The organism is Halarsenatibacter silvermanii (assembly GCF_900103135.1).
Lineage (GTDB): Bacteria > Bacillota > Halanaerobiia > Halanaerobiales > Halarsenatibacteraceae > Halarsenatibacter > Halarsenatibacter silvermanii.
Genome location: NZ_FNGO01000032.1, coordinates 1 through 21,044, shown reverse-complemented (window position 1 = coordinate 21,044; position 21,044 = coordinate 1). Strand labels below are relative to the sequence as shown.

Genomic DNA, 21,044 nt, shown 5'->3' with positions numbered 1-21,044 from the left:
TTACTCGAGAATTTCGGTAATGACACCGGCGCCGACTGTGTTGCCGCCTTCTCTGATAGCAAACCTCAATCCTTCTTCCATCGCTATCGGCGTGATCAGCTCTCCCTGCATCTCTATATTATCTCCCGGCATTACCATCTCTACTCCCTCGGGCAGCCTTATCGTTCCTGTCACATCCGTCGTCCTAAAATAAAACTGCGGACGATATCCGTCAAAAAACGGCGTGTGTCTGCCTCCCTCATCCTGGGAAAGCACATATACCTCCGCGCTGAACTTCGTATACGGCTCTATGCTGCCCGGCTCTGCCAGCACCTGTCCTCTCTCTACCTCTTCTCTGTCTATACCTCTAAGCAGGGCTCCTATATTGTCTCCTGCTACCGCTTCGTCCAATAACTTCCTGAACATCTCTATACCTGTAACTACCGTATCCTGCGTCTCCTTTATCCCTACTATCTCTACCTCGTCTCCCGGCTCTATCCGGCCTCTTTCCACTCGACCGGTCGCTACCGTCCCTCTACCTGTTATGCTGAATACATCCTCAACAGGCATCAAAAACGGCTTGTCCTCATCTCTCTCCGGGGTCGGTATATGCTCGTCTACCGCTTCCATAAGCTCAACCACGCTGGCTGCATGCTCGTTCTCGTCTATCTCGGGATTCTCCAACGCCTCCAGCGCCGATCCTACCACTATCGGTGTCTCCGCTCCGTCAAAATCGTACTCGTCCAATAACTCCCTTACTTCCATCTCCACTAACTCTATAAGCTCTTCATCATCCACCATATCTGCCTTGTTCAAATACACTACCATAGCCGGTACCCCTACCTGACGGGCCAACAGTATATGCTCTCTGGTCTGGGGCATTGGTCCGTCTGCTGCAGATACTACAAGTATCGCTCCGTCCATCTGCGCTGCTCCTGTGATCATGTTCTTTACATAATCAGCATGACCAGGACAATCCACGTGAGCATAATGCCGGTTTTCTGTCTCGTATTCCACATGCGAGGTCGCTATCGTTATCCCCCGCTCCTGCTCTTCCGGCGCATTATCTATATTGTCAAAATCCATTACCTCTGCTTCTCCATAATTGGCCAATACCCTCGTGATCGCTGCCGTCAATGTCGTCTTCCCATGATCTACATGCCCTATCGTACCTAAATTTAAATGCTCCTTCGTCCTTTCAAACTTCTCCTTGTTTGCCATCCTCATCATCCTCCTTTGGATAATTATTGTTGTATGCCAGAACCACTGTGATCCCGAAAAATATGTATATAATTATTTATATCTCATTAATATGCCGCCCTATCGACCGCCGGCAGCAGATCGACAGGACGGCATTCATTTTAAAACTCAATGGTCGATATCATGCTTTTCCAGAAAATCCTCCAGTTTGCGCTTGACCCGCTGCAGAGCATTATCCACAGACTTGACATGGCGATCGAGAGAATCAGCTATCTCCTTATAAGATTTGCCCTTGAGGTATTCTTTCAGAGTATCAAACTCCAGTTCGCTGAGCATTTCGTAGAGCTTATCCTCTATCAAAAAATAAGTTTCTCTGCTGATAAATCTCCGCTCCGGATTGGCATTTTTATTGCCTCGATTGAGGATATCCAGCAGGGTTCGCTCGGAATCCTCGTCATAAACTGGTTTGTTCAGGGATACGTATGAGTTTAAAGGCTGGTGTTTTTGCCGGGTGGCCGCCTTGATAGCAGTGATAATCTGTCTTGTTATGCAGAGCTCCGCAAAGGCTCTAAAAGATGCCAGTCTATCGATTTTGTAATCCCGTACAGCCTTATACAGTCCGATCATGCCCTCCTGTACTATGTCCTCTCTATCGGCCCCAACCAGGAAATAAGAACGAGATTTAGCCAGCACGAAGTTCTTGTAACGTTTGATGAGAACCTCTTCCGCCTGGCTGCTTCCATTGCGGACATGTTCGATGAGCTCATCATCGGACATCTCGGTAAAATCCTCGTAAGAAATCTCCTCAAGAGCTTTACCTTCCAACCGTCATCCCCTCCCTATTGCAGTTCCAATTTATATTATACTTGCTGACGTAATTTTAGTCAAGGTTAAGCCGGGACTGTCTGACGGCTTCATATATAACGACAGCAGCAGCGGCAGACGCATTAAGGGAACCGGGATATTTGCTGACGGGGACTCCAAGCAGAAAGTCACAGTTTTCACGGACGAGCCGGCGCAGACCCGAGCCTTCGCTTCCGATCACGATTCCTAAAGCCCCGGTCAAATCCGCCTCATAGTAAAGGGTGTTGCCTTCAGGTTCGGCACCGAATAACCAGACGGCCTCTTCTTTCAGCATCTCCATGGTTCGGTTGAGATTTGTAACCTGACACATAGCCGTATATTCGATGGCACCGGCGCTGGCTTTGACCACTGCTGGAGTGATGGAACAGCTTCTGTCTCCGGGATATATCACAGCCTGGAAACCGGCAGCCCGGGCGGTTCTGATCAGTGCTCCAAAATTTTGCGGGTCCTGTATCTGATCAAGCAGTAAAAAGCGCGGCATATCCCCGCCGTTTCTTACAGCCTGAAGAACCGTCTCAGGATTTTTGTTATCGATATCTTCCGCTAAAGCCAGCACCCCCTGATGGTTATCGAGCTCGGCCAGATCATCGATTTCCCTGGCCGTAGTTCTCTCCACAGGAATATCATCTTCTTTAGCTCTGCTGGTGATCTCTTCAATAATCTCTCCCTCTGCTTCATAATGAATCATAAGTCGATGGACCCTGCGAGGTCCGTTAAGCAGTTCATAGACAGGATTTCGGCCAGCAACTTTGGCCATTTTCTAATCCTCCTCGCTTTCTTCCGCGAGCCGCCCGCAGCTCATCTCGCCTTCAGGACATTCGCCCCGTGTCTGGCAGTCAGGACCGGCCCGGGAGAAAAGAGTCGGAGCTGCGTTCTTGACCTGAGCAAGCATCTGCTCGGCCAGAGTTCTTATCTCCCACTGGGCCCTGCGGCAGCAGCGCAGGCGAAAGAAATGATATAAGGATCTGGCATTGTAAGAAGCCATCAGATTTGTTTTCACAGCGGGCAGCACAAATCTGGCATCCTCATTGGGTATATCCTGTTCCTGAACCTCCCCATAAATCCTGCGGCTCTCATCCATGTGATGGTGAAATTTTTCGGCCGCCCTTTCATTTTCCTCGATAGAGGGAGGGGTTATATAGGAAAAGTTATCTTCACTTACATATCGCTGTGATCTCTGGCTATAAGCCACACCGATACGCTGACGCACCAGCTGATGGCTGGCAACCCGGCTGCAAACGATATGAAAGGAGAAAAAGCTGTGCTCCAGCGTCGAATAATGACCGAGGTCCAAAACCTTTTCGATCAACTTTTTTTTCTTCTCTTCTCCCATCTCATCTCTCAGCCTCTCAGCTCCCTGCCGGGAATAACAGAGTCGGGCAGCTGCAGCCACATTTTTCTCCGCCTCCTCGGTGTAATCCAGCAGCTCAGCCCGGGGCTTTACCTCCCGGTTCTGGCCGGATCGGTCGTTATCCTCTATCTTCTCATTCATGTTCAGCCAGCCTCCATTCCGGGCCTCTGGGGGTATCGGCAACTTCGATGCCCATCTCAGCCAGGTCATCTCTGATCCTATCAGCCAGCTGATAATTCTCTTCCTGCCGGGCTTCTTCTCTCAACTCCAGCAGGTATTCCACCAGCTGCTGAAACTTCTCATCACCGGCACCAGCAGAATCACCCGGCTGCAGCTCGAAACCAAAAATCTCGGCCAGCTCTCCAAAAATACGGTCCGCTTTTTCGACTATTCTTCTGGTCTCCGCATCGACAGTCAGGCCCAGATTATCGGTGGCGCTGTTTATCTCTCCGGCCATCTCATGCAGGACTGCTATGCCTCGAGCCGTATTAAAGTCATCATCCATAACATTTATGAATTCTTCCTGCAGCTCCTCCAGGCGCTTCTCGAGGCCTTCTCCGACCAGAGAATCACCTTCCTCTCCGATCTCCAGTTTTTCCAGCAATCTCTCCAGGAGCGCGGAGGTGTTAATCAGATTTTCCAGACTGCGGGAAGCCTCATCGATTTCCTCCAGAGAAAAGTTGATCGGGCTGCGATAATGTTTGGCGAGAATAAAATAACGGAGCTCGTCGGCAGAATATCTATCAATAAGTTCCCTGGTCTGGTATACATTTCCTATCGATTTGGACATCTTCTCGCCGCCGAGATCGACCGTACCATTATGCACCCAGTATTTAACAAATGGTTCTTTACCTGTATAGGCTTCAGCCTGAGCTATCTCGTTTTCATGATGAGGAAATACCAGATCGGTACCGCCACCGTGAATGTCAACAGCCCCATCCAGGTACTTTAAAGACATAACCGAGCATTCTATATGCCAGCCCGGCCATCCCTCTCCCCAGGGGCTGTCCCAGCGGGGCTTTTGATCCACCTGCTTCCAGAGGGCAAAATCTCCGGGGTGGCGCTTTTTTTCGTCAACTTCCACCCGGGCTCCAGCCTGCATCTCTTCCAGTTCTCGACCGGAGAGTTTGCCGTAATTTTCAAATTCTTCCACGCTAAAGTAGACATCACCGCCTACTTCATAGGCATACCCTTTTTCTATCAGCACTTCGATCATCTCGATTATCTCGGATATATTATCAGAAACCCGGCAGAAGCGATCCGGCATTTCCACATTTAACTGGAGCAGTTCCTCCCGGTAAGCTTCGGCATATTTATTGGCCAGCTCCATGGGTTTCAGCCCTTCTTCTTCAGCCCGGTCGACTATTTTTTCATTGATATCGGTAAAGTTTTGAATGTACCTGACCTTATAATCGCGATACTCCAGATATCTTCTGATTACATCATAATTTATAGCACCGCGGACATGACCTATATGGGAATAATCCTGAACGGTCAGCCCGCAGACGTACATTTTTACCTCGCCTGGATCATGAGGTTCAAATTTTTCTTTCTCGCCGGTCAGGGAATTATAAATTCTCACGTTTTTACCTCCCGGTATTGCCAGTAAATTTTAATTTATAACCGTGAGGATAACAATACAGTCAGAACTGAGGTCTGCAGGCCGCCGTCGGGGGGTTAACCGACAAGTTTTATGGCCCTCTCCAGACGCGATAGCGCCTCAGACCGGCCCAGTAATGCCAGGAAATCTCCCAGGCTGGGCCCGGAATCCTTGCCGGTGAGAGCATAGCGCAGAGGATGATAAAATTTGCGGCCTCCCACACCAGTTTCCTCCTGAACCTCAGAAAATATTCCACTCACGGTCTCTTCATCCAGTTCCTCACAATTTTCAACTCTGGTTCGCAGTGAGTTCAAAACTTCCTGCACCTCTTCATCATCAAAAAGCTCACGTGCTTTATTTTCATCCTCATATGTGAGCTCACTCAGAAAAAGCTCCGCTTCATCAGGCAGCTGAGCCAGATTGTCCAGGCCATCCCGGACGATGTCCAGCACTTTTTTGAACCATTCTTCATCGACATCGTCATCGACCAGGTCAGCTTCCTGCAAAAATGGCAGACCCAGATCCATAATTCTATCGAGATCAGCCTCTTTAATATAATGGTTGTTCATCCAGTTCAGTTTTTCTCTGTCGAAGATTGCTCCGCCCTTTTTCACCTCACCGATTTCAAACTCCTCGATGAGGTCCTCGCGATCCATTATCTCCCGTTCGGCCCCAGGAGACCAGCCCAGCAGGGCCAAAAAGTTGACCAGTGCCTCGGGCAAATAGCCCTGTTCCCGGAATTCGCCCACATAAACAGCATCGCTATCAGATCGCTTTTTCAGCTTGCTGCCATCTTCGGAAAGTATCAGCGGAAGATGAGCAAACCTCGGCAGCGAAAAATCCAGGGCCTCATAAAGCATTATCTGCTTGGGAGTGTTGGAGAGATGGTCTTCTCCTCTGATCACATCGGTAATCTCCATCAGGGCATCATCTATAACGACTGCAAAATTATAGGTGGGAATCCCATTTGATTTTTGAATAACAAAATCATCAAATTCACCGCTGTCAAAGCTAACTCGTCCTCGAATCTGATCCTCTACAACGATTTCCTCTTCTTTTTCCGGCATTTTGAAACGGACTGCATACTCATCGGGACGCTCTTCCGGTGAGAGGTTTTTATCACGACATCGTCCGTCGTAATGAGGAATCTCACCCCGGGCTTTTTGAGCTTCCCTCATCTCTTTTATCTCTTCTTCGCTGCAGTAACACCTGTAGGCTTTATCTTCTTCTAAAAGCCTATCGATATGTTCCTGGTAGATTTCACCGCGCTCGGACTGACGATAGGGTCCATAATCTCCTCCTATTTCAACTCCCTCATCAGCCTCTATGCCGAGCCAGTCCAGCTCCTGTATGATTATTTCTTCAAATTCCTGCGTCGACCTTTCTGTATCGGTATCTTCTATCCTGAGCACCAGCTCCCCCTCATTCTTTTCCTTCCAGAGCCAGTTGAAGAGAGCGGTTCGAATATTTCCCACGTGTATTTTACCGGTCGGAGAAGGCGGAAAACGCAGCCTCATATCAGCCATTTTATATCTCCTTTCCTCTTTTTTAACTTTATTTGCTCTAATACGGTTTCCATATTACAGATATTTTACTTATGTTTTTATATGACGCTGGTCCCGATGGTCAGCTGTTCGGGCCCATCTACCAGTGCATGGCCGAATTTCCCGAATATAGATACGGATATATTTTTCTCTCCCCGGACCACAGCTATTTTAAAGCCGCCGCCTAAACCGGGATTGATCAGAGCCAGCTGGCTGTAAGCATCTTTGACAGCGTTCGATATGGCCATCTTTTCCCGGGAATTTTCCTCTATTACTCCCCGGGCGATAGCAGCCACTGTGGTGCTTTCTCTTAACTTGATGGGGAGCTTTTCAGCGCTGGCCCCTGTTTGAGTAATCGCACCTTTATAACCATAACCCTCTATTTTATCCAGCCAGTACTCCTCATACTCCCTGCTTCGGGTCATAGAGAGATAAATAGCAGCACTTTCCGGGGTTATGTTCTCGCTGTCCAGTTCTATGTCGTTCCGTCTATAGTCCTTTCGATCCTTCCTCACATATCCATCCACAATATCTTCTGCAGTAATTATACCGGTCAAATTATCCTGCTCATCGAAAACCGGCACTCCTCCGATCTGATGTTCAGAAATAATCTGAGCAACTTCCTGGACGGAGGCTTCTTCGTTAACGTAAATCAAATCTCTTGAGACAAGTTCTGCTATACTCTCCTCAAGATCATCCTTCTCCATAAAATCTCCATCGGTTATAATCCCGACCACTTCTTCCTCATCGTCGGTTACAATCAATCTGCCGATCTTGTTGATAGCCAGAAGTCTTTCAGCTTCAATTAAGGAAGCACTCTCCTTGATGGTGATGGGATCCTGAGTCATAATATCTTTAACTTTCATGAATTTCTTCACCTCTCCAAAAATAAATTTTAGGATCTCCTCCATATCAGCTGTTTCGGAGAAGAACCCCAATTTTAATCGCCACCCCTGCTGCTCTCTTCCAGCTGCTCGACCAGCACCTGTGCCTGCGCCATGATTCCTGCTTTCCTGCCGATAAAACCCAGGTCCTCGCTGGTGGTGGCTTTAATATTTATTCTGTTTTTATTTATGGACAGTTTTCCAGCCAGATTGCCTTTCATTGTCTCTTTATGCTGATTGATTCTGGGCGATTCCAGGACCAGTGTGATATCTATATTGATCACCTCAAACCCCTGCCCGGCCAGAATTTCGGCCGTCCTCTCCAGTAATATCAGGCTGGAAATGTCACGATATTCCTCTTCACCGGAAGGGAAATGTTCTCCAATATCACCGGCTCCAACCGCTCCCAGAAGAGCATCTATAACAGCATGGGAGAGAACATCGGCATCAGAATGACCGACAGCGCCTTTCTCAGCGGGAATTTCCAGCCCTGCCAGAATTAACTTTTCTCCCTCAACAAGCCTGTGGATGTCCAGGCCAGAACCTACCCTCATTAAGAATCCGCCCTCCATTCAAAATCCTCCCCCTGTCTGCCGGCCAGAATCGCTTCGGCCAGCTTTAAATCCAGAGGAGTGGTCAGTTTGATATTGTCAAAATTCCCCCGAACAATCCTGACTTCCCGGCCCATCTCTTCGACCAGAGAGGCATCGTCAGGGAATTTTTTTCCGGCGGCCCGCCTATGGGCTGTTTTGATCAGATCACAGGAAAAGGCCTGGGGGGTCTGAACAGCGACCAGCTTATCCCTGTCCAGAGTATTCTCCACCAAGCCCTTATTATTCTTCTGTTTGATGGTGTCCTTAACCGGCGTCGCCGCCGTAGCTGCTCCCCAGCGGCGGACAGCTTCGAATAATCCTTCCATGAGTTCTTCGGAAAAAAAAGGGCGGGCTCCATCGTGTATAAAAACATAATCTATATCATCATTCAGCCGTTTGAGCCCTCGATTTACGGATTCCTGTCGGCTTGTGCCGCCTGCAGCCATTTCGATTCTCTTTTCCAGCCCGGCGGGTATTTGCGGAATAATTCCCTCCTCAAAGTAATCTTCATCTCCGGGCGGAATGACGACTATTATTCTGGAAAATTTATCGCACCAGCCGGCAAAACCGGAAAGCGTGCGAGCTAAAAGCGGTTTCCCGCGCAGCGGCAGATATTGTTTGCGGATCTCCTTTTTCATACGCCTGCCCTCGCCGGCGGCGGCTACTATTAAAGCTGATGACATCATTGACCCCTCAATTTCTCCGATCTCAGGAACTGGAATGTGATTTAGGACGGGCAAATATCATTCTACCTGCTGCCGTCTGCAAAATGCTGGTAACCATAACATCTATAGTTTCACCCATATAATTTTTGCCGTTGTCGACGACTATCATGGTTCCATCATCGAGATAACCCACGCCCTGATCTTTTTCCTTGCCTTCTTTGATGATCTCCACCGTCATCTCTTCTCCTGGCAGAACCACAGGCTTAACGGCATTGGCCAGCTCATTGATGTTTAATACTTCCACACCCTGAAGTTCCGAAACTTTGTTCAAATTGTAATCATTTGTGATAATACTACCGCCCATGATCTTGGCCAGCTTAACAAGCTTGCTGTCCACTTCTGGAATATCTTCAAATTTCTTATTCACTATCTCGACATCGATATCGGAATCGTTCTGCATCTGCTTTAAAATATCCAGACCCCGGCGGCCCCGGTTTCGTTTGAGCTCGTCTCCTGAATCAGCTATATGCTGCAGCTCTTCCAGTACGAATTCTGGAATGACAAGTGAACCTTCCAGAAATCCGGTCTTGCAAATATCAGAAACTCTCCCGTCTATTATTACGCTGGTATCGAGAATTTTAAGCCTGGCTTCCTTTTCAGTCTCCTCGATCTTTTCCTCGCTAAAAAGATCGAAAGAAAAAACAGATACAAAGTCTTCCAGCTTATAAACCCCCATATAAAGACCGAGATAGGCAAGAATCAAGCTGATCAATATCTGCAGCGGCAATCCCAGCCGGGGTATTCTGTCGAGCGGAAAGGCAAAATTGACTATTCCCGCCACAATAAGCCCTAAAATCAGACCAAAAAACCCGGCCAAAACCTTCTTCACAGGTATATTGGAATAATCAAAATCCAGTTTTAGTACAAAACTGAGCAGTTTCTCGATCAGAGCAGATAAAATAAAAAAACCGACCAGAGCTCCACTAACTGCGCCAAAAAATTGAGTGCTGGTAAAAATATCATCAATATTAGTAAGAGATAATTCCAGCTCGCTGGCGAAACCCAGAATTACGATCAAATTGTACCCGATAGCCCCTCCTATAAGGGCCAGAACCAGTCTCATACCACGCTTTAACAACCAGGTTCACCTCCCCCCTCTCCTTCGTCGATGAGTTTAGTAAAAACAGCAGAAAAAATAAAAGAAGGATCTAATTATCTTTAATCCTCTTCCTCTATATGAGGATTGCTGTCAAATGCACTATCAATGATAGATTTAATTTCCTCTTCCCCGGCATCTTTGGCCAGAACAAGCTAGCTGATCAATATTTTGCGGGCATTGTTGAGCATTTTCTTTTCTCCAGTAGAAAGCCCCTTTTCTTCATCGCGAATGGTAAGATCTCTGACGACACCGCCCACTTCGTATATATCGCCGGTCTTCAATTTCTCCATATTGGCCCGGTAGCGCCGATTCCAGTTTTGCGACATCTTGCTTTGATCGCCTTTGAGCAGAGCAATAATCTCGTTCGCTTCTTCCTCATCTATTATATCGCGAACGCCGATCTCATCAACTTTATCGACAGGGATCATAACTTTCATTTCGCCGATGGGAAGCTTCATAATATAATATTTTTTCTCCTCCCCCAGTATTTCCCGGGACTCGATATCGACAATAGTGCCGGCCCCGTGATTGGGGTAGACTACTTTATCACCGATGTCAAACATTATACTGATATCAGCTCCTCTTTAGTTACAGCCATTTTATTCCTAAATCATATTATACCACTCAGTCAAATTACTGTCAATTTGCTGAAAACCTATATGTGACGATCCAAAAGCACCTGATCACGCAGCCTTCTCAGACCATCCTTGATGGAGTTAGCCCGGACCTCCCCGATACCGTCTACCTCATCCAGCTCTTCTGTGCTGGCATCAACAATCGAGGAAAAATCACTAAAATGTTCTATGAGGTTCTCTATTACCGGCATAGGCAGCCTCGGTATTTTGCGCAGCAGACGATAACCCCGGGGAGTGATCGATAAATCCATCGAATTTACACTCCCTCCCAGTCCTAAAGCTTTGCTGATGGTGCTGGTCGAAAGCATTTCTTCCGAGGACCAATCAGTCAGTTCGTTCAAAATCTTTTCCGCTCCCGGTTCTTCTTCTGTCTCCTCATCATAGTTCACATAATCCCGGATCAGCAGTATACATTCCTGCCTGACATCGGTAATTAGTTCATCAAGCTGCATTTTGATCAATCTTCCTTCGTCCCCGAGCTCAGTGATATACCTTTCGATCTCTTTTTGAATTTTCAGGACCATTTCTGCCCTCTGCAGCACTGTGACAACATCGGCTATAGTAACCAGGTCCTCAAATTCTAGCGCGCTGAGATTGGTCAGTGATTGGTCAAGAACTGAGCGATATTTGTCGAGGGTCTGCACAGCCTGATTGGCCTTTGATAATACTACCCGGATATCCTCCAGCACATGTTTGATATCGCCCTTATAAAGAGTTATAATATCCCGGCGCTGAGAAATAGCTATAACCAGTTCTTCGGTCTGTCTGGCCACCCTCTCTGCTGTGCGGTGGCGGGTTCCCGTCTCACGCGAGGGAATTGACGAATCAGGAATTATATGAGCATTGGCTATCAAAACCTTATCGATATCATAACTTAATATTATAGCACCGTCCATTTTAGCCAGCTCATAAAGCCGGGCCGGTGTTAGCTCGGCCTCTAACTTAAATCCCCCGTCGACCAGCTCGAGTATCTCATCGCTGTCCCCGACAACGATCAGAGCACCGGTCTGAGCTCTGAGAACATTGTCCAGCCCTTCTCTAAAAGAGGTGCCCGGCGCCAGCATTTTCAGCATGTCCATCATCTCTTCTTCATAATTTACCAACTATTACACCCCCTGTCCGGCAGCCAAATTCAGGCCCGGTCACTTTATTGATTTCAAAAAGCTCAAAAGATCCTTCATATTATTGACTTCAACAAGCTTTATATCATCAGGAAAATTACTGATTTCTCTCTCTTCGCTGGTCGGCAGAATCAATCTGCCGAAACCCATTTTAGCTGCTTCAGCAATCCTTTTCTCATGGCTGGAAACAGCTCTTATCTCACCCGCCAGGCCAACCTCACCGAATACGGACAGATCAGCAGGCAGAGCAATGTCATAATAGCTGGAGATAACTGCAGCAGCCAGAGCCAGGTCAAGGGCCGGTTCTTTAACCTCAATACCGCCGACGATATTAAAATGAACATCTCTCTCAGCCAGATCCAATCCCAGCCTCTTATCGAGAACCGCCAGAAGCAGTTCAGCGCGTTCACGATTCAAGCCGGAAGTTATACGGCGGGGATTACCCCGGCCGCCGGTGCTTACCAGAGCCTGCAGCTCTATGAGCAGCGTTCTGCTGCCCTCTTTTACCGGAACCACCACCGAACCCGAGCAGTTACCCGGCCTGCCCTGCAAAAAAGCGGAGGAAGGATTGCTCACCTCCTCAAGGCCGCTGTCTCTCATCGTAAATACTCCGACCTCATCGATGGCACCGTATCTGTTTTTATGAGCTTTGAGCAGTCGATAATGATCGCTGCTGTCGTGAAAATAAAGCACAGTATCGACGATATGTTCCATCGTTTTCGGTCCGGCCAGCTGTCCCTGTTTGGTGACATGACCGACCAAAAAAATTGGCACCTGATAACCCTTAGCCAGCTGCTGGAAGGAAGAGGTCATCTCTCTCACCTGTCTCACGCTGCCAGGTGAGGAATCATAGGAGCTGTCATAGACAGTCTGAATCGAATCGACTATGATCAGCTCATATTCATACTCCTGACAGTGCGATAAAATCTTCTGCCAGGCAGCAACTGTAAGAATTTTGATATTATCATGGAAAGCCCCCAGCCGTTCAGCCCTCAAAGCCAGCTGTTCTTCTGATTCTTCTCCTGCTATGTATAGACATCGACAACCATTTAAAGCCAGTCTGTGAGCAATCTGTAAAACCAGAGTTGATTTTCCCACTCCGGGAGCTCCACCCAGGAGAGCCAGAGAGCCGGGTACCATTCCCCCGCCCAAAACCCTGTCAAACTCGGCAATTCCAGTAGTAATGCGAGATCTTCTGCCGGAATTATCCCTCAATTCCGGCGTCAGTTCGACGCCAGCCTCTGCCGAAGCACCGGAGTCAGAATCAACAGCGCCTTGAGCAGAAACCTTTTCAGAATTTTTATCATATTTAATAAAGGTGTTCCAGTTTCCACAGCTGGAACACCTTCCCATCCAATTTGTGGTTTGAAAACCACATTCTTTACACTTATAAACAGAATCTGCCCGGGGCAAAGATATTACTCCTCTCGGTAATTTATCCGAAACAACTTTAAAAAATGGTTTAATATTAACTCTAGCAAATTAATTATACCATTTTAGCCGCTTATTTACAAGATACTCTCCCCGGGCAGAATTATTTTATTTTAGCTCCAAATTACTGTATTTTAATCGCGCAGCTTATCTTTAGCTCTTCGTTTCAGCTTTCTCATTATCTTCGCTGTCTTCAGATTCTTCGGTCTCGCCTTCAACCCTGCTGAAGGTCAATCCATCATCTTCCAGGCCAACACTTACAAGATCTCCTTCGGAAATTTCGCCGGCCAAAATCTTTTCGCTCAGCGGAGTCTCGATCAATCTCTGAATGGTTCTGCGCAGCGGTCGTGCGCCGAATTCAGGATTATAACCTTCCTCGGCCAGCTTCTCTTTGGCGTCTTCTGTCACTTCTATCTCCAGTTCTTTCTCCTCGAGTCTTTGCTCGAGCTCACCTATCATCAGATCGGCTATTTGCTTGATATGATCACGGTTGAGAGAGTGGAAGACGATAGTTTCATCCAGCCGATTGAGAAACTCGGGTCGGAACTGGTTCCTCAACTCGTCCATAACCTTGTCTTTCATCCGTTCGTATTCTTTATTCTCCGTACCATCATCCGGCTGAAAACCCAGGCTGGACTGCTTCTCTATGAAATCGGCCCCGACATTCGAAGTCATGATGACTATAGTATTTTTAAAATCGACCTGTCGGCCGTGGGTATCGGTCAAAAGGCCATCCTCCAGTATCTGCAGCAGTATATTGAATACCTCAGGATGGGCTTTTTCTACTTCATCGAAGAGAATAACAGAATAGGGACGACGTCGAACGGGCTCAGTGAGCTGACCGCCTTCATCATGTCCTACATAACCCGGAGGCGAACCAACCAGGCGGGAGACCGAGTGTTTTTCCATATACTCGGACATATCTATCCTGATCATGGCTTCCTCTTCATCAAACATCGCTTCAGCCAGCGTGCGCGCCAGCTCCGTTTTGCCGACCCCTGTCGGGCCTAAGAACATGAAAGATCCGATAGGACGCTGCGGGTCCTTGAGACCGGCTCTTGCCCGCCGGACCGCTTCAGAGACTGCTGTGATAGCTTCATCCTGACCGATCACACGCTCGTGCAGCTTATCTTCCAGCCTGAGCAGCCTCTCCATCTCTTCCTCCTCCAGTCTGGTAACGGGAATTCCCGTCCAGCTGGAAACTATTTCGGCAATATTTTCAGCCTCGACTGAAGCACCGTTGGTTCCCTTTTCCTTCTGCCAGGAATTTTTCATCTCCTCAAGCTCCTGTTCCAGCTCTTTTTCGCGGTCGCGCAGATCAGCAGCTTTTTCGAATTCCTGATTCTTGACAGCAGCTTCTTTTTCTTTGCGAACTTCTTCCAGCTTCTGACTCATCTCTTTAAATTCATCAGGACGGGTGTTGTTGTTAAGACGCACCCTCGAGGCAGCTTCATCCATAAGGTCGATAGCTTTATCGGGCAGAAATCTATCCTGTATATATCTATGGGAGAGTTTTACCGCTGAATCGATAGCTTCATCGGTAATCTTGATTTTGTGGTGAGCCTCATATGCATCTCTAAGGCCCTTTAAGATGTCCACAGTCTCTTCAGGAGTGTTCTCCTCGACCAGTATCGACTGAAATCTTCTCTCCAGGGCTGCATCTTCCTCTATATGCTTGCGGTATTCATCCAGCGTCGTGGCTCCAATGGCCTGCAGCTCACCGCGGGCCAGAGCGGGCTTGAGTATATTGGCAGCATCGATGGCACCTTCTGCCGCTCCCGCTCCTACCAGAGTATGCAGCTCGTCTATAAAGAGGATGACATTGCCGCTGCTGCGGATATCCTCCATGACGCCTTTCATTCTTTTCTCAAATTCACCCCGGTATTTGGACCCGGCGACGAGTGAGCTTAAGTCCAGCGCCACTACCCGCTTATCCAGCAGTAGATCAGGAACATTCTCCTTATTTATCTGTTCAGCCAGACCTTCAACTATGGCAGTCTTACCCACACCAGGTTCACCTATCAAAACAGGATTATTTTTGGTCCGCCTGCTCAACACCTGGATGAGTCTTTCTATTTCAGTTTCGCGACCGATAACAGGATCGAGTTTGCCTTCGGCCTCCATGGCGGTAAGATCACGGCTGTACTCATCCAGATTCGGTGTGTCGCTCTTTTCGTGAGTCTGCTGGCCGGAACCTTTCTGCTGTCCCCCCAGCATCTTGACGATCTTCTCACGTATCTCACCGGTATCGCCGCCAAGCTGTGAGATTATACTGGCTCCAACTCCTTCACCTTCTCTCATGAGCCCCAGCAGCAGATGCTCGGTGCCGATATAATTATGGCCCAGCCGGCGGGCCTCATCCATCGACAGATTCAGCACCTTTTTGGTTCTGGGAGTGAGTCCGATGGCCTTGGAACTGGCCTGATCGCTTTTCCCTTCGCCGATGATCTCTCCTATTTTCTTTTTCACTTTGTCATAGGTTACGTCATATTCGTGCAGCACGCTGCCGGCAACCCCTTCATCCTCTCTGATAAGTCCTAAGAGGATGTGTTCTGTACCTACGTAATTATGACCGAGTTCCCGGGCCGCCTCCTCAGCATACCCAAGAACTTTTCTAGCTCTTTCCGTGAAGCGTTCGAACATCTCATCCACCTCCAGAATTAAAGATTAAATTTTAAATGAACTTAGACTCTCCTTTATTAATTCAGCCCTGCGTATATCACCGCGATCTGTCCTGTTCCTATCTCCTGAATAAAGCTGAAGATGTGCGGGACGGGTTAATATCATAAGCTCCATCAATTTATCGCGATCAAATTCGCTAAATAGTTGATAATAATCACCGAGCAGCAGCAGAGAAGCAAAGTGGATAGACTCCAGATAATTGACTTTATAGCTGTGCCGGAGAATACCAAATGCTCGCATTATTTTATTTTTTATATCTCCGGAGCGCTCCTCTTCCAGCATTTTTCGGGCTTTTACTTCCTTCTCCCTGATCCTGTGCAAAATGCCATAAAGATTATCTATTATATCCTCTTCTCTATATCCCAGAGTCACCTGGTTGGAAAGCTGATAGATACTCCCTTCGGAGTCGGTACCCTCACCGAAGATTCCTCTGACAGTGAAACCAAATTTGCCGACACCACCCAAAAGCCTTCCGATCTCATCAGTCATGTTTAGACCGGGCAGATGCAGCATCACCGAAGCTCTCAACCCGGTACCCAGATTGGTCGGGCAGGCGGTCAGATAACCCAGCCTGCTGGAAAAAGCATAATCGAGCTTTTCCTCCAGAAAATCGTCAAAGTCATCGGCCTCTTCCCAGGCTTTTTCCAGTCCAGCTCCGGTTTTGATAAACTGCATCCGCAGGTGATCCTCTTCATTGACCATAAGGCTCAATGACTGAGCTTTATCGATATAAGTTGAGCTGCCGGCGGGGTTTTCGGCCAGAGCCCGACTTATAAGATGCCTTTCAATCAGCACCTCTCTCTCCAGCTCATCCAATTTTTCCATATCAAAGTGCAGCAGATTTTTTTCTCCATCCTGCTTCTGCCAGTTATCTAAAACTGAAAAGAGAATATTTTTTACTTCTTCAAGCTCGGGGCCTGAAGATCTATTGGGAAAATTAAATTCCGAAAGATTGCGCGCCAGCCTGATTCTGCTGCTTATAACTATATCATCGCTGGGCTGATCCTTCAGCCATTCTCCTAAACTATCCGGAATACCTGTATCACTTTTCATCTTCAGCCTCCATTCGGCTTTCCAGTTCTTTGACCTTATCTCGCAGTTCAGCAGCTCTCTCAAAATCTTCCCGATCGACCGCTTCTTCCATATCCTGACGCAGACTGCTTATCTTTTCTTCCAGGCGTGATTTTCTGTCCCCCCGGCGGGGAACCTTGCCACGATGTTCGCTTCCGCCCTGAACCCTGCCCACGACGTAGTCAACTCCCTCGGCAAAACTATCATAACATTCAGCGCAGCCGAAAAGGCCCTTTTCGGTAAACTCCCGATAGGTTAAACCGCAGTTATCACACTCGAGTTTTTCCCGGGGAGAGGGAGATCGGCTTCTATCCGGCTGCATAAAACCTGAAAACATCTTCTGAAAGGAGAAAGGATCACCGCTTATGCTTATCTGGCCGCTTTTTTCAGCGCATTGAGAACAGAGATGAACCTCTTTTTTGTTGTTGTTCACTATTTTGGTCATATGAACATTTGCTTCCCGCTCGCCGCACTTTTCACACTGCAAGTTGGTCACTCCTCTCCCTTTTCCGTTTTTAATATGACCTCCAGCATGCTCTGCATGATCCTGCTGCGGAGATAATCCCTTTCCGGCAGTTCTATACCGAGCACCTGACGATGCGTTACCATATCCATAATATATTTTTCTCGCTTATCGATCAGATCATTTTCATGCAGGCGGTGAATAATATCCTGAGCATCCTGCTGGCTTATGGGCTGATTGAGTCTGGTGATGAGTTTGCGCAGCGACTCATCAACAGAATCAATGGATACTTTGATAATTCGGATAAAACCTCCGCCGCCGCGCTGACTTTCGACCACATAACCCTTTTCCGGTGTAAATCGGGTATTGAGAACATAATTTATCTGGGAAGGAGCACAATCGAATTCATCAGCCAGCTGATTTCTTTTTATCTCAATCTGACCTTCATCATGACCGATCAGCTCATTCAGGTACTCCTCTATTTGATCAGATAGACTGGCCATAATCTCCCTCCTTATTGTACTGAGCTGTCTTTGACTTTTCTTGACCTTAATTTAATGATAAACGTTTACAGCAAAAATTGCAAATTTTAAAGGGCATTTTAAACAGCATTATTTTGCTCTCCGCACCAATTAAAACAGTCAGAAAAGAAATTGCTCAAATTTTGTCTTCTACCTCTCGAAATATCAAAAAAAACAGCTATCATTAAAACCCCCCGGTAAAGGGGGGTAAAAACCTGAAATAATCTTCCGGTCAGAGGGACTGTAAAAACTGCAATCTTACTTTGCGGGTGCGGGGACCATCGAATTCGCAAAAAAATAAGCCCTGCCAGGTACCCAGACTCAGGCCGCCATTTTCCACGGGCACCAGCTGGTCACATCCGACCAGCGAACTCTTAATATGGGCCGGCGAATTGCCCTCTCTGTGGGAATAATCTCCTTCAAAGGGCACAATATCATTTAACTTTTTGATTATATCGCGCCTGACGGAACTATCATAGGACTCATTTATGGTGACAGCAGCCGTGGTATGAGGAACGACCACGAGCACAGCCCCCTGCTCGAGCCCCTCCTCCTTCAGCGCACTCCTAACGCGATCGGTTATCTCCAAAAACTCGCATTTGCTGCCCGTATCCAGACTGATTTCCTTCATGACAGTTCACCTCCCTATTGATCGCCGTCTTCCGGCCTCATGGTAGGGAAGAGAATAACATCTCTGATCGAGCTGGAATTGGTCAATAGCATAACTATCCGATCCACGCCAATACCTAAGCCGCCGGTTGGAGGCATGCCGTACTCCAGCGCCCGAACAAAATCTTCGTCCATCATTTGAGCCTCCTCATCCCCCTCCTCGCGGCGCTCAACCTGTTTCTCAAAACGCCGTTTTTGTTCGCGGGGATCATTCAGCTCGGTGAAAGCATTGCCCACCTCCCGGCCGTAAATAAAGGGTTCGAAACGATAGGTGAAATTCGGATCGTCATCGTGTCTGCGGGCCAGAGGTGAAACTTCGATGGGATAATCCTTGATGAAGACGGGTTGAATGAGTTTTTCTTCGACCCGTTCTTCAAAAATCTCATGAATGATCTCTCCCCGGCTCAAGCCATCCTCCAGCTCCAGACCTACACTTTCAGCTGCCTCATAGGCTTTTTCGACCGTATCGATCTGGGTAAAATCCAGATCGGCATATTCGTCTATAGCCTCAACCATGGTGAGACGTTTCCAGGGGGCAGAGAGATCGATTTCAGTATCCTCATATTCGATAACCGCCGTCCCCAGAACTTCCCGGGAGATATGTTCTATCATATTCTCTGTAAGCTCCATCATATCGTGATAATCAGCATAGGCCTGATAGAGCTCCATCATGGTAAATTCTGGGTTGTGTTTGTAGGACATGCCTTCGTTGCGAAAATTGCGGTTGATTTCGAAGACCTTTTCCATGCCTCCCACGATAAGACGCTTCAGGTAAAGCTCGGGAGCTATCCGCAGATACATTTCCATATCAAGAGCGTTGTGATGGGTGATGAAAGGACGTGCATTGGCCCCTCCGGCCACCGGATGCATCATGGGAGTCTCAACTTCCAGAAAGCCCTTTTCCTCAAGATATTCCCGCATGGATCTGATGATCTCACTGCGCCTGACAAAATTATCTTTAACATCTCTATTCATTATCAAATCCAGATAGCGGCGCCGGTAGCGAAGTTCTTTGTCTTTGAGCCCGTGAAATTTTTCGGGCAGCGGGCGCAGTGATTTGGTCAGCAGTTCATAATCGGTGACCTTAACTGTCACCTCTCCCCTGTTAGTTTTAAATACCTCTCCTTCAACTCCCACAAGATCGCCGATATCCAGATCGCCAAAAAACTCGTAATCTTCCTCACCTAGTACATCGTATTTGAGATAAAGCTGGATGGTGCCTTCAAAATCCTGGATATCAGCAAAGCTGGCCTTGCCGTGGCTGCGCAGCGCCATGAGTCTGCCGGCCAGCGATACCTCTTTTCCTTCGAATTCAGCAAAATTTTCCTTCACCTGAGTCGATTTATGACTGCGATCATAGTTTTTGGCATAGGGCTCTTCTCCTGCTTCCTGAAGCTCCTCCAGATGCCGGTGTTTCTCGGCCCGAAGTTTATGCAGATCTTCGTTATTTTCCATTTCGGACATAAATTTACCACCTCTTTTTCCTGTCATATTTTTACCAGCAGTCAAAGAACAATTTTATCGGGTTATTTTCTGATTTTTTCAGGTTCTTATGGAAATAATTCTGTAGCGAACCGTATCTTCGGGCGTTTCTACTTCTACCTCATCGCCTATCGATTTGCCAATAACTGACTGTCCGATGGGCGATTCATTGGAAATTTTATGATTGAGCGGGTCAGCTTCAGCGCTGCCAACCAGGGTGTACTCATATACCTCGCCGTTGTCCAGTTCCTCGAGCTCGACAGAATTTCCAACATTGACCGTATGATCATTAATCTCATCCTGCTTGACAACCTCAGCCTTATCGAGCATATTTTCCAGCTTCTTTATGCGTCCTTCGATAAAAGCCTGTTCATTTTTTGCTTCATCGTACTCAGCATTTTCGCTGATATCCCCGAAATCACGAGCAACCTTGATCTTCTCAGCCACTTCTTTTCTCTTGACTTCCTTTAAATGCTTGAGCTCATCTTCGAGTTTTTCATAACCTTCCTCGGTTAAAAGAACTTCATTATCTGACATAGCGGTAAACTCCTTTTTAACTTTCTGGTTTTTTCTTTTGATTTTTAAATTCTTTTAATCCCTGACATTTCCTCAAAAAAATAAAAAAAGCAAATTATCGAGCACCAGCTCAACAATTGTTTTAATTATAGGTTAAGTGCTCAAGCTTGTCAAGAGCCCTGACCGGATTGTTTGAGTTAATTAGTTGTGGGTAGTACAATATTCATACTAAATCTACTCAAGGGGAAGAAATATAAATTGAGGTCTCACACATTTAAATATGCTGACTTTGATTTCCTTTTTGAAAGTTAGCTGAAAAACGGCAATTTAGACACAGAAGCCCCTGCTAATTAAAGGAACGGTTCCAGTCCGATTAAAGCGTTATTTTACACCGGACTACCCGGTACATTCCTGCATATATCTTTCAGAAATCGATAAGCAGCTCCTTTTGCTGGTTCACTGGTCATCTTAAAAAACAGATCCTCTGAAGGTTTCTGGTTCTGTTTAAGGCTTTTGTAAGCTTTTTGACTGGAAACCCCCTCTGGATTTTGTTCTTGTTCCTCTTGCAAAAGCAGCTCTTCCAGCTCACCGCTTTCATATGCTATTATCACCCG

At 47.2% G+C, this 21,044-nt stretch carries 20 protein-coding genes and 1 pseudogene; all 21 read right to left on the bottom strand.

What is annotated here, in order from left to right:
• On the bottom strand, positions 1–1,200 hold the full coding sequence (gene tuf / locus BLT15_RS11970; RefSeq protein WP_089760129.1) for an elongation factor Tu: 1,200 nt from the start codon (positions 1,198–1,200) through the stop codon (positions 1–3).
• Positions 1,201–1,347: 147 nt separating this feature from the next.
• Positions 1,348–2,004 (bottom strand): RNA polymerase sporulation sigma factor SigH, encoded by a 657-nt coding sequence (gene sigH / locus BLT15_RS11965; RefSeq protein ID WP_089762110.1) that lies wholly within the window; start codon positions 2,002–2,004, stop codon positions 1,348–1,350.
• A gap of 55 nt (positions 2,005–2,059) precedes the next feature.
• Complete coding sequence (gene rlmB / locus BLT15_RS11960; RefSeq protein ID WP_089762107.1) at positions 2,060–2,800, bottom strand: 23S rRNA (guanosine(2251)-2'-O)-methyltransferase RlmB; 741 nt, start codon at positions 2,798–2,800, stop codon at positions 2,060–2,062.
• Positions 2,801–2,803: 3 nt separating this feature from the next.
• Positions 2,804–3,535, bottom strand: coding sequence for an FAD-dependent thymidylate synthase (thyX, locus tag BLT15_RS11955; protein ID WP_089762105.1), 732 nt, complete (start codon positions 3,533–3,535; stop codon positions 2,804–2,806).
• Complete coding sequence (gene cysS / locus BLT15_RS11950; protein ID WP_089762103.1) at positions 3,528–4,976, bottom strand: cysteine--tRNA ligase; 1,449 nt, start codon at positions 4,974–4,976, stop codon at positions 3,528–3,530. Before cysS ends, thyX begins: the two co-directional genes overlap by 8 nt.
• A gap of 95 nt (positions 4,977–5,071) precedes the next feature.
• A complete protein-coding gene (gltX, locus tag BLT15_RS11945) occupies positions 5,072–6,520 on the bottom strand; it encodes a glutamate--tRNA ligase (protein ID WP_089762101.1) in 1,449 nt (482 codons plus the stop codon).
• 77 nt (positions 6,521–6,597) lie between these two features.
• Positions 6,598–7,404, bottom strand: coding sequence for a HutP family protein (locus tag BLT15_RS11940; RefSeq protein ID WP_089762116.1), 807 nt, complete (start codon positions 7,402–7,404; stop codon positions 6,598–6,600).
• 74 nt (positions 7,405–7,478) lie between these two features.
• The gene (gene ispF / locus BLT15_RS11935; protein ID WP_089762114.1) at positions 7,479–7,976 is read right to left on the bottom strand and encodes a 2-C-methyl-D-erythritol 2,4-cyclodiphosphate synthase; all 498 of its coding nucleotides are present in this window, start codon (positions 7,974–7,976) and stop codon (positions 7,479–7,481) included.
• Positions 7,976–8,698: a 2-C-methyl-D-erythritol 4-phosphate cytidylyltransferase gene (gene ispD, locus BLT15_RS11930; RefSeq protein WP_159429945.1), complete on the bottom strand. Its 723-nt coding sequence runs from the start codon at positions 8,696–8,698 to the stop codon at positions 7,976–7,978. The genes ispF and ispD overlap by 1 nt, the downstream gene beginning before the upstream one ends.
• Positions 8,699–8,723: 25 nt before the next feature.
• Positions 8,724–9,818, bottom strand: a complete 1,095-nt coding sequence (locus BLT15_RS11925) for a PIN/TRAM domain-containing protein (protein WP_089762095.1) — start codon at positions 9,816–9,818, stop codon at positions 8,724–8,726.
• 80 nt (positions 9,819–9,898) lie between these two features.
• Positions 9,899–10,402: pseudogene (locus tag BLT15_RS11920) on the bottom strand (CarD family transcriptional regulator).
• A gap of 92 nt (positions 10,403–10,494) precedes the next feature.
• Positions 10,495–11,577 carry a DNA integrity scanning diadenylate cyclase DisA gene (gene disA / locus BLT15_RS11915; RefSeq protein ID WP_089762091.1) on the bottom strand — a complete coding sequence of 361 codons (1,083 nt, stop codon included), beginning with the start codon at positions 11,575–11,577 and terminating at the stop codon, positions 10,495–10,497.
• A 39-nt stretch (positions 11,578–11,616) separates the two neighbouring features.
• Positions 11,617–13,008 (bottom strand): DNA repair protein RadA, encoded by a 1,392-nt coding sequence (gene radA, locus BLT15_RS11910; RefSeq protein WP_089762088.1) that lies wholly within the window; start codon positions 13,006–13,008, stop codon positions 11,617–11,619.
• A 171-nt stretch (positions 13,009–13,179) separates the two neighbouring features.
• Positions 13,180–15,669, bottom strand: a complete 2,490-nt coding sequence (locus BLT15_RS11905; protein ID WP_089762086.1) for an ATP-dependent Clp protease ATP-binding subunit — start codon at positions 15,667–15,669, stop codon at positions 13,180–13,182.
• A gap of 24 nt (positions 15,670–15,693) precedes the next feature.
• Positions 15,694–16,761 (bottom strand): protein arginine kinase, encoded by a 1,068-nt coding sequence (locus tag BLT15_RS11900; RefSeq protein WP_089762084.1) that lies wholly within the window; start codon positions 16,759–16,761, stop codon positions 15,694–15,696.
• Complete coding sequence (locus BLT15_RS11895; RefSeq protein WP_089762082.1) at positions 16,751–17,266, bottom strand: UvrB/UvrC motif-containing protein; 516 nt, start codon at positions 17,264–17,266, stop codon at positions 16,751–16,753. Before BLT15_RS11895 ends, BLT15_RS11900 begins: the two co-directional genes overlap by 11 nt.
• 5 nt (positions 17,267–17,271) lie before the next feature.
• Positions 17,272–17,745 (bottom strand): CtsR family transcriptional regulator, encoded by a 474-nt coding sequence (locus BLT15_RS11890; RefSeq protein ID WP_089762080.1) that lies wholly within the window; start codon positions 17,743–17,745, stop codon positions 17,272–17,274.
• Positions 17,746–17,995: 250 nt separating this feature from the next.
• On the bottom strand, positions 17,996–18,394 hold the full coding sequence (locus tag BLT15_RS11885; RefSeq protein WP_089762078.1) for a secondary thiamine-phosphate synthase enzyme YjbQ: 399 nt from the start codon (positions 18,392–18,394) through the stop codon (positions 17,996–17,998).
• 14 nt (positions 18,395–18,408) lie between these two features.
• The gene (gene lysS, locus BLT15_RS11880) at positions 18,409–19,887 is read right to left on the bottom strand and encodes a lysine--tRNA ligase (RefSeq protein WP_089762112.1); all 1,479 of its coding nucleotides are present in this window, start codon (positions 19,885–19,887) and stop codon (positions 18,409–18,411) included.
• A gap of 87 nt (positions 19,888–19,974) precedes the next feature.
• The gene (gene greA, locus BLT15_RS11875) at positions 19,975–20,451 is read right to left on the bottom strand and encodes a transcription elongation factor GreA (protein WP_089762077.1); all 477 of its coding nucleotides are present in this window, start codon (positions 20,449–20,451) and stop codon (positions 19,975–19,977) included.
• A gap of 365 nt (positions 20,452–20,816) precedes the next feature.
• Positions 20,817–21,044: hypothetical protein (locus BLT15_RS13335; RefSeq protein WP_159429944.1), on the bottom strand; the 228-nt coding region annotated here is incomplete at its 5' end.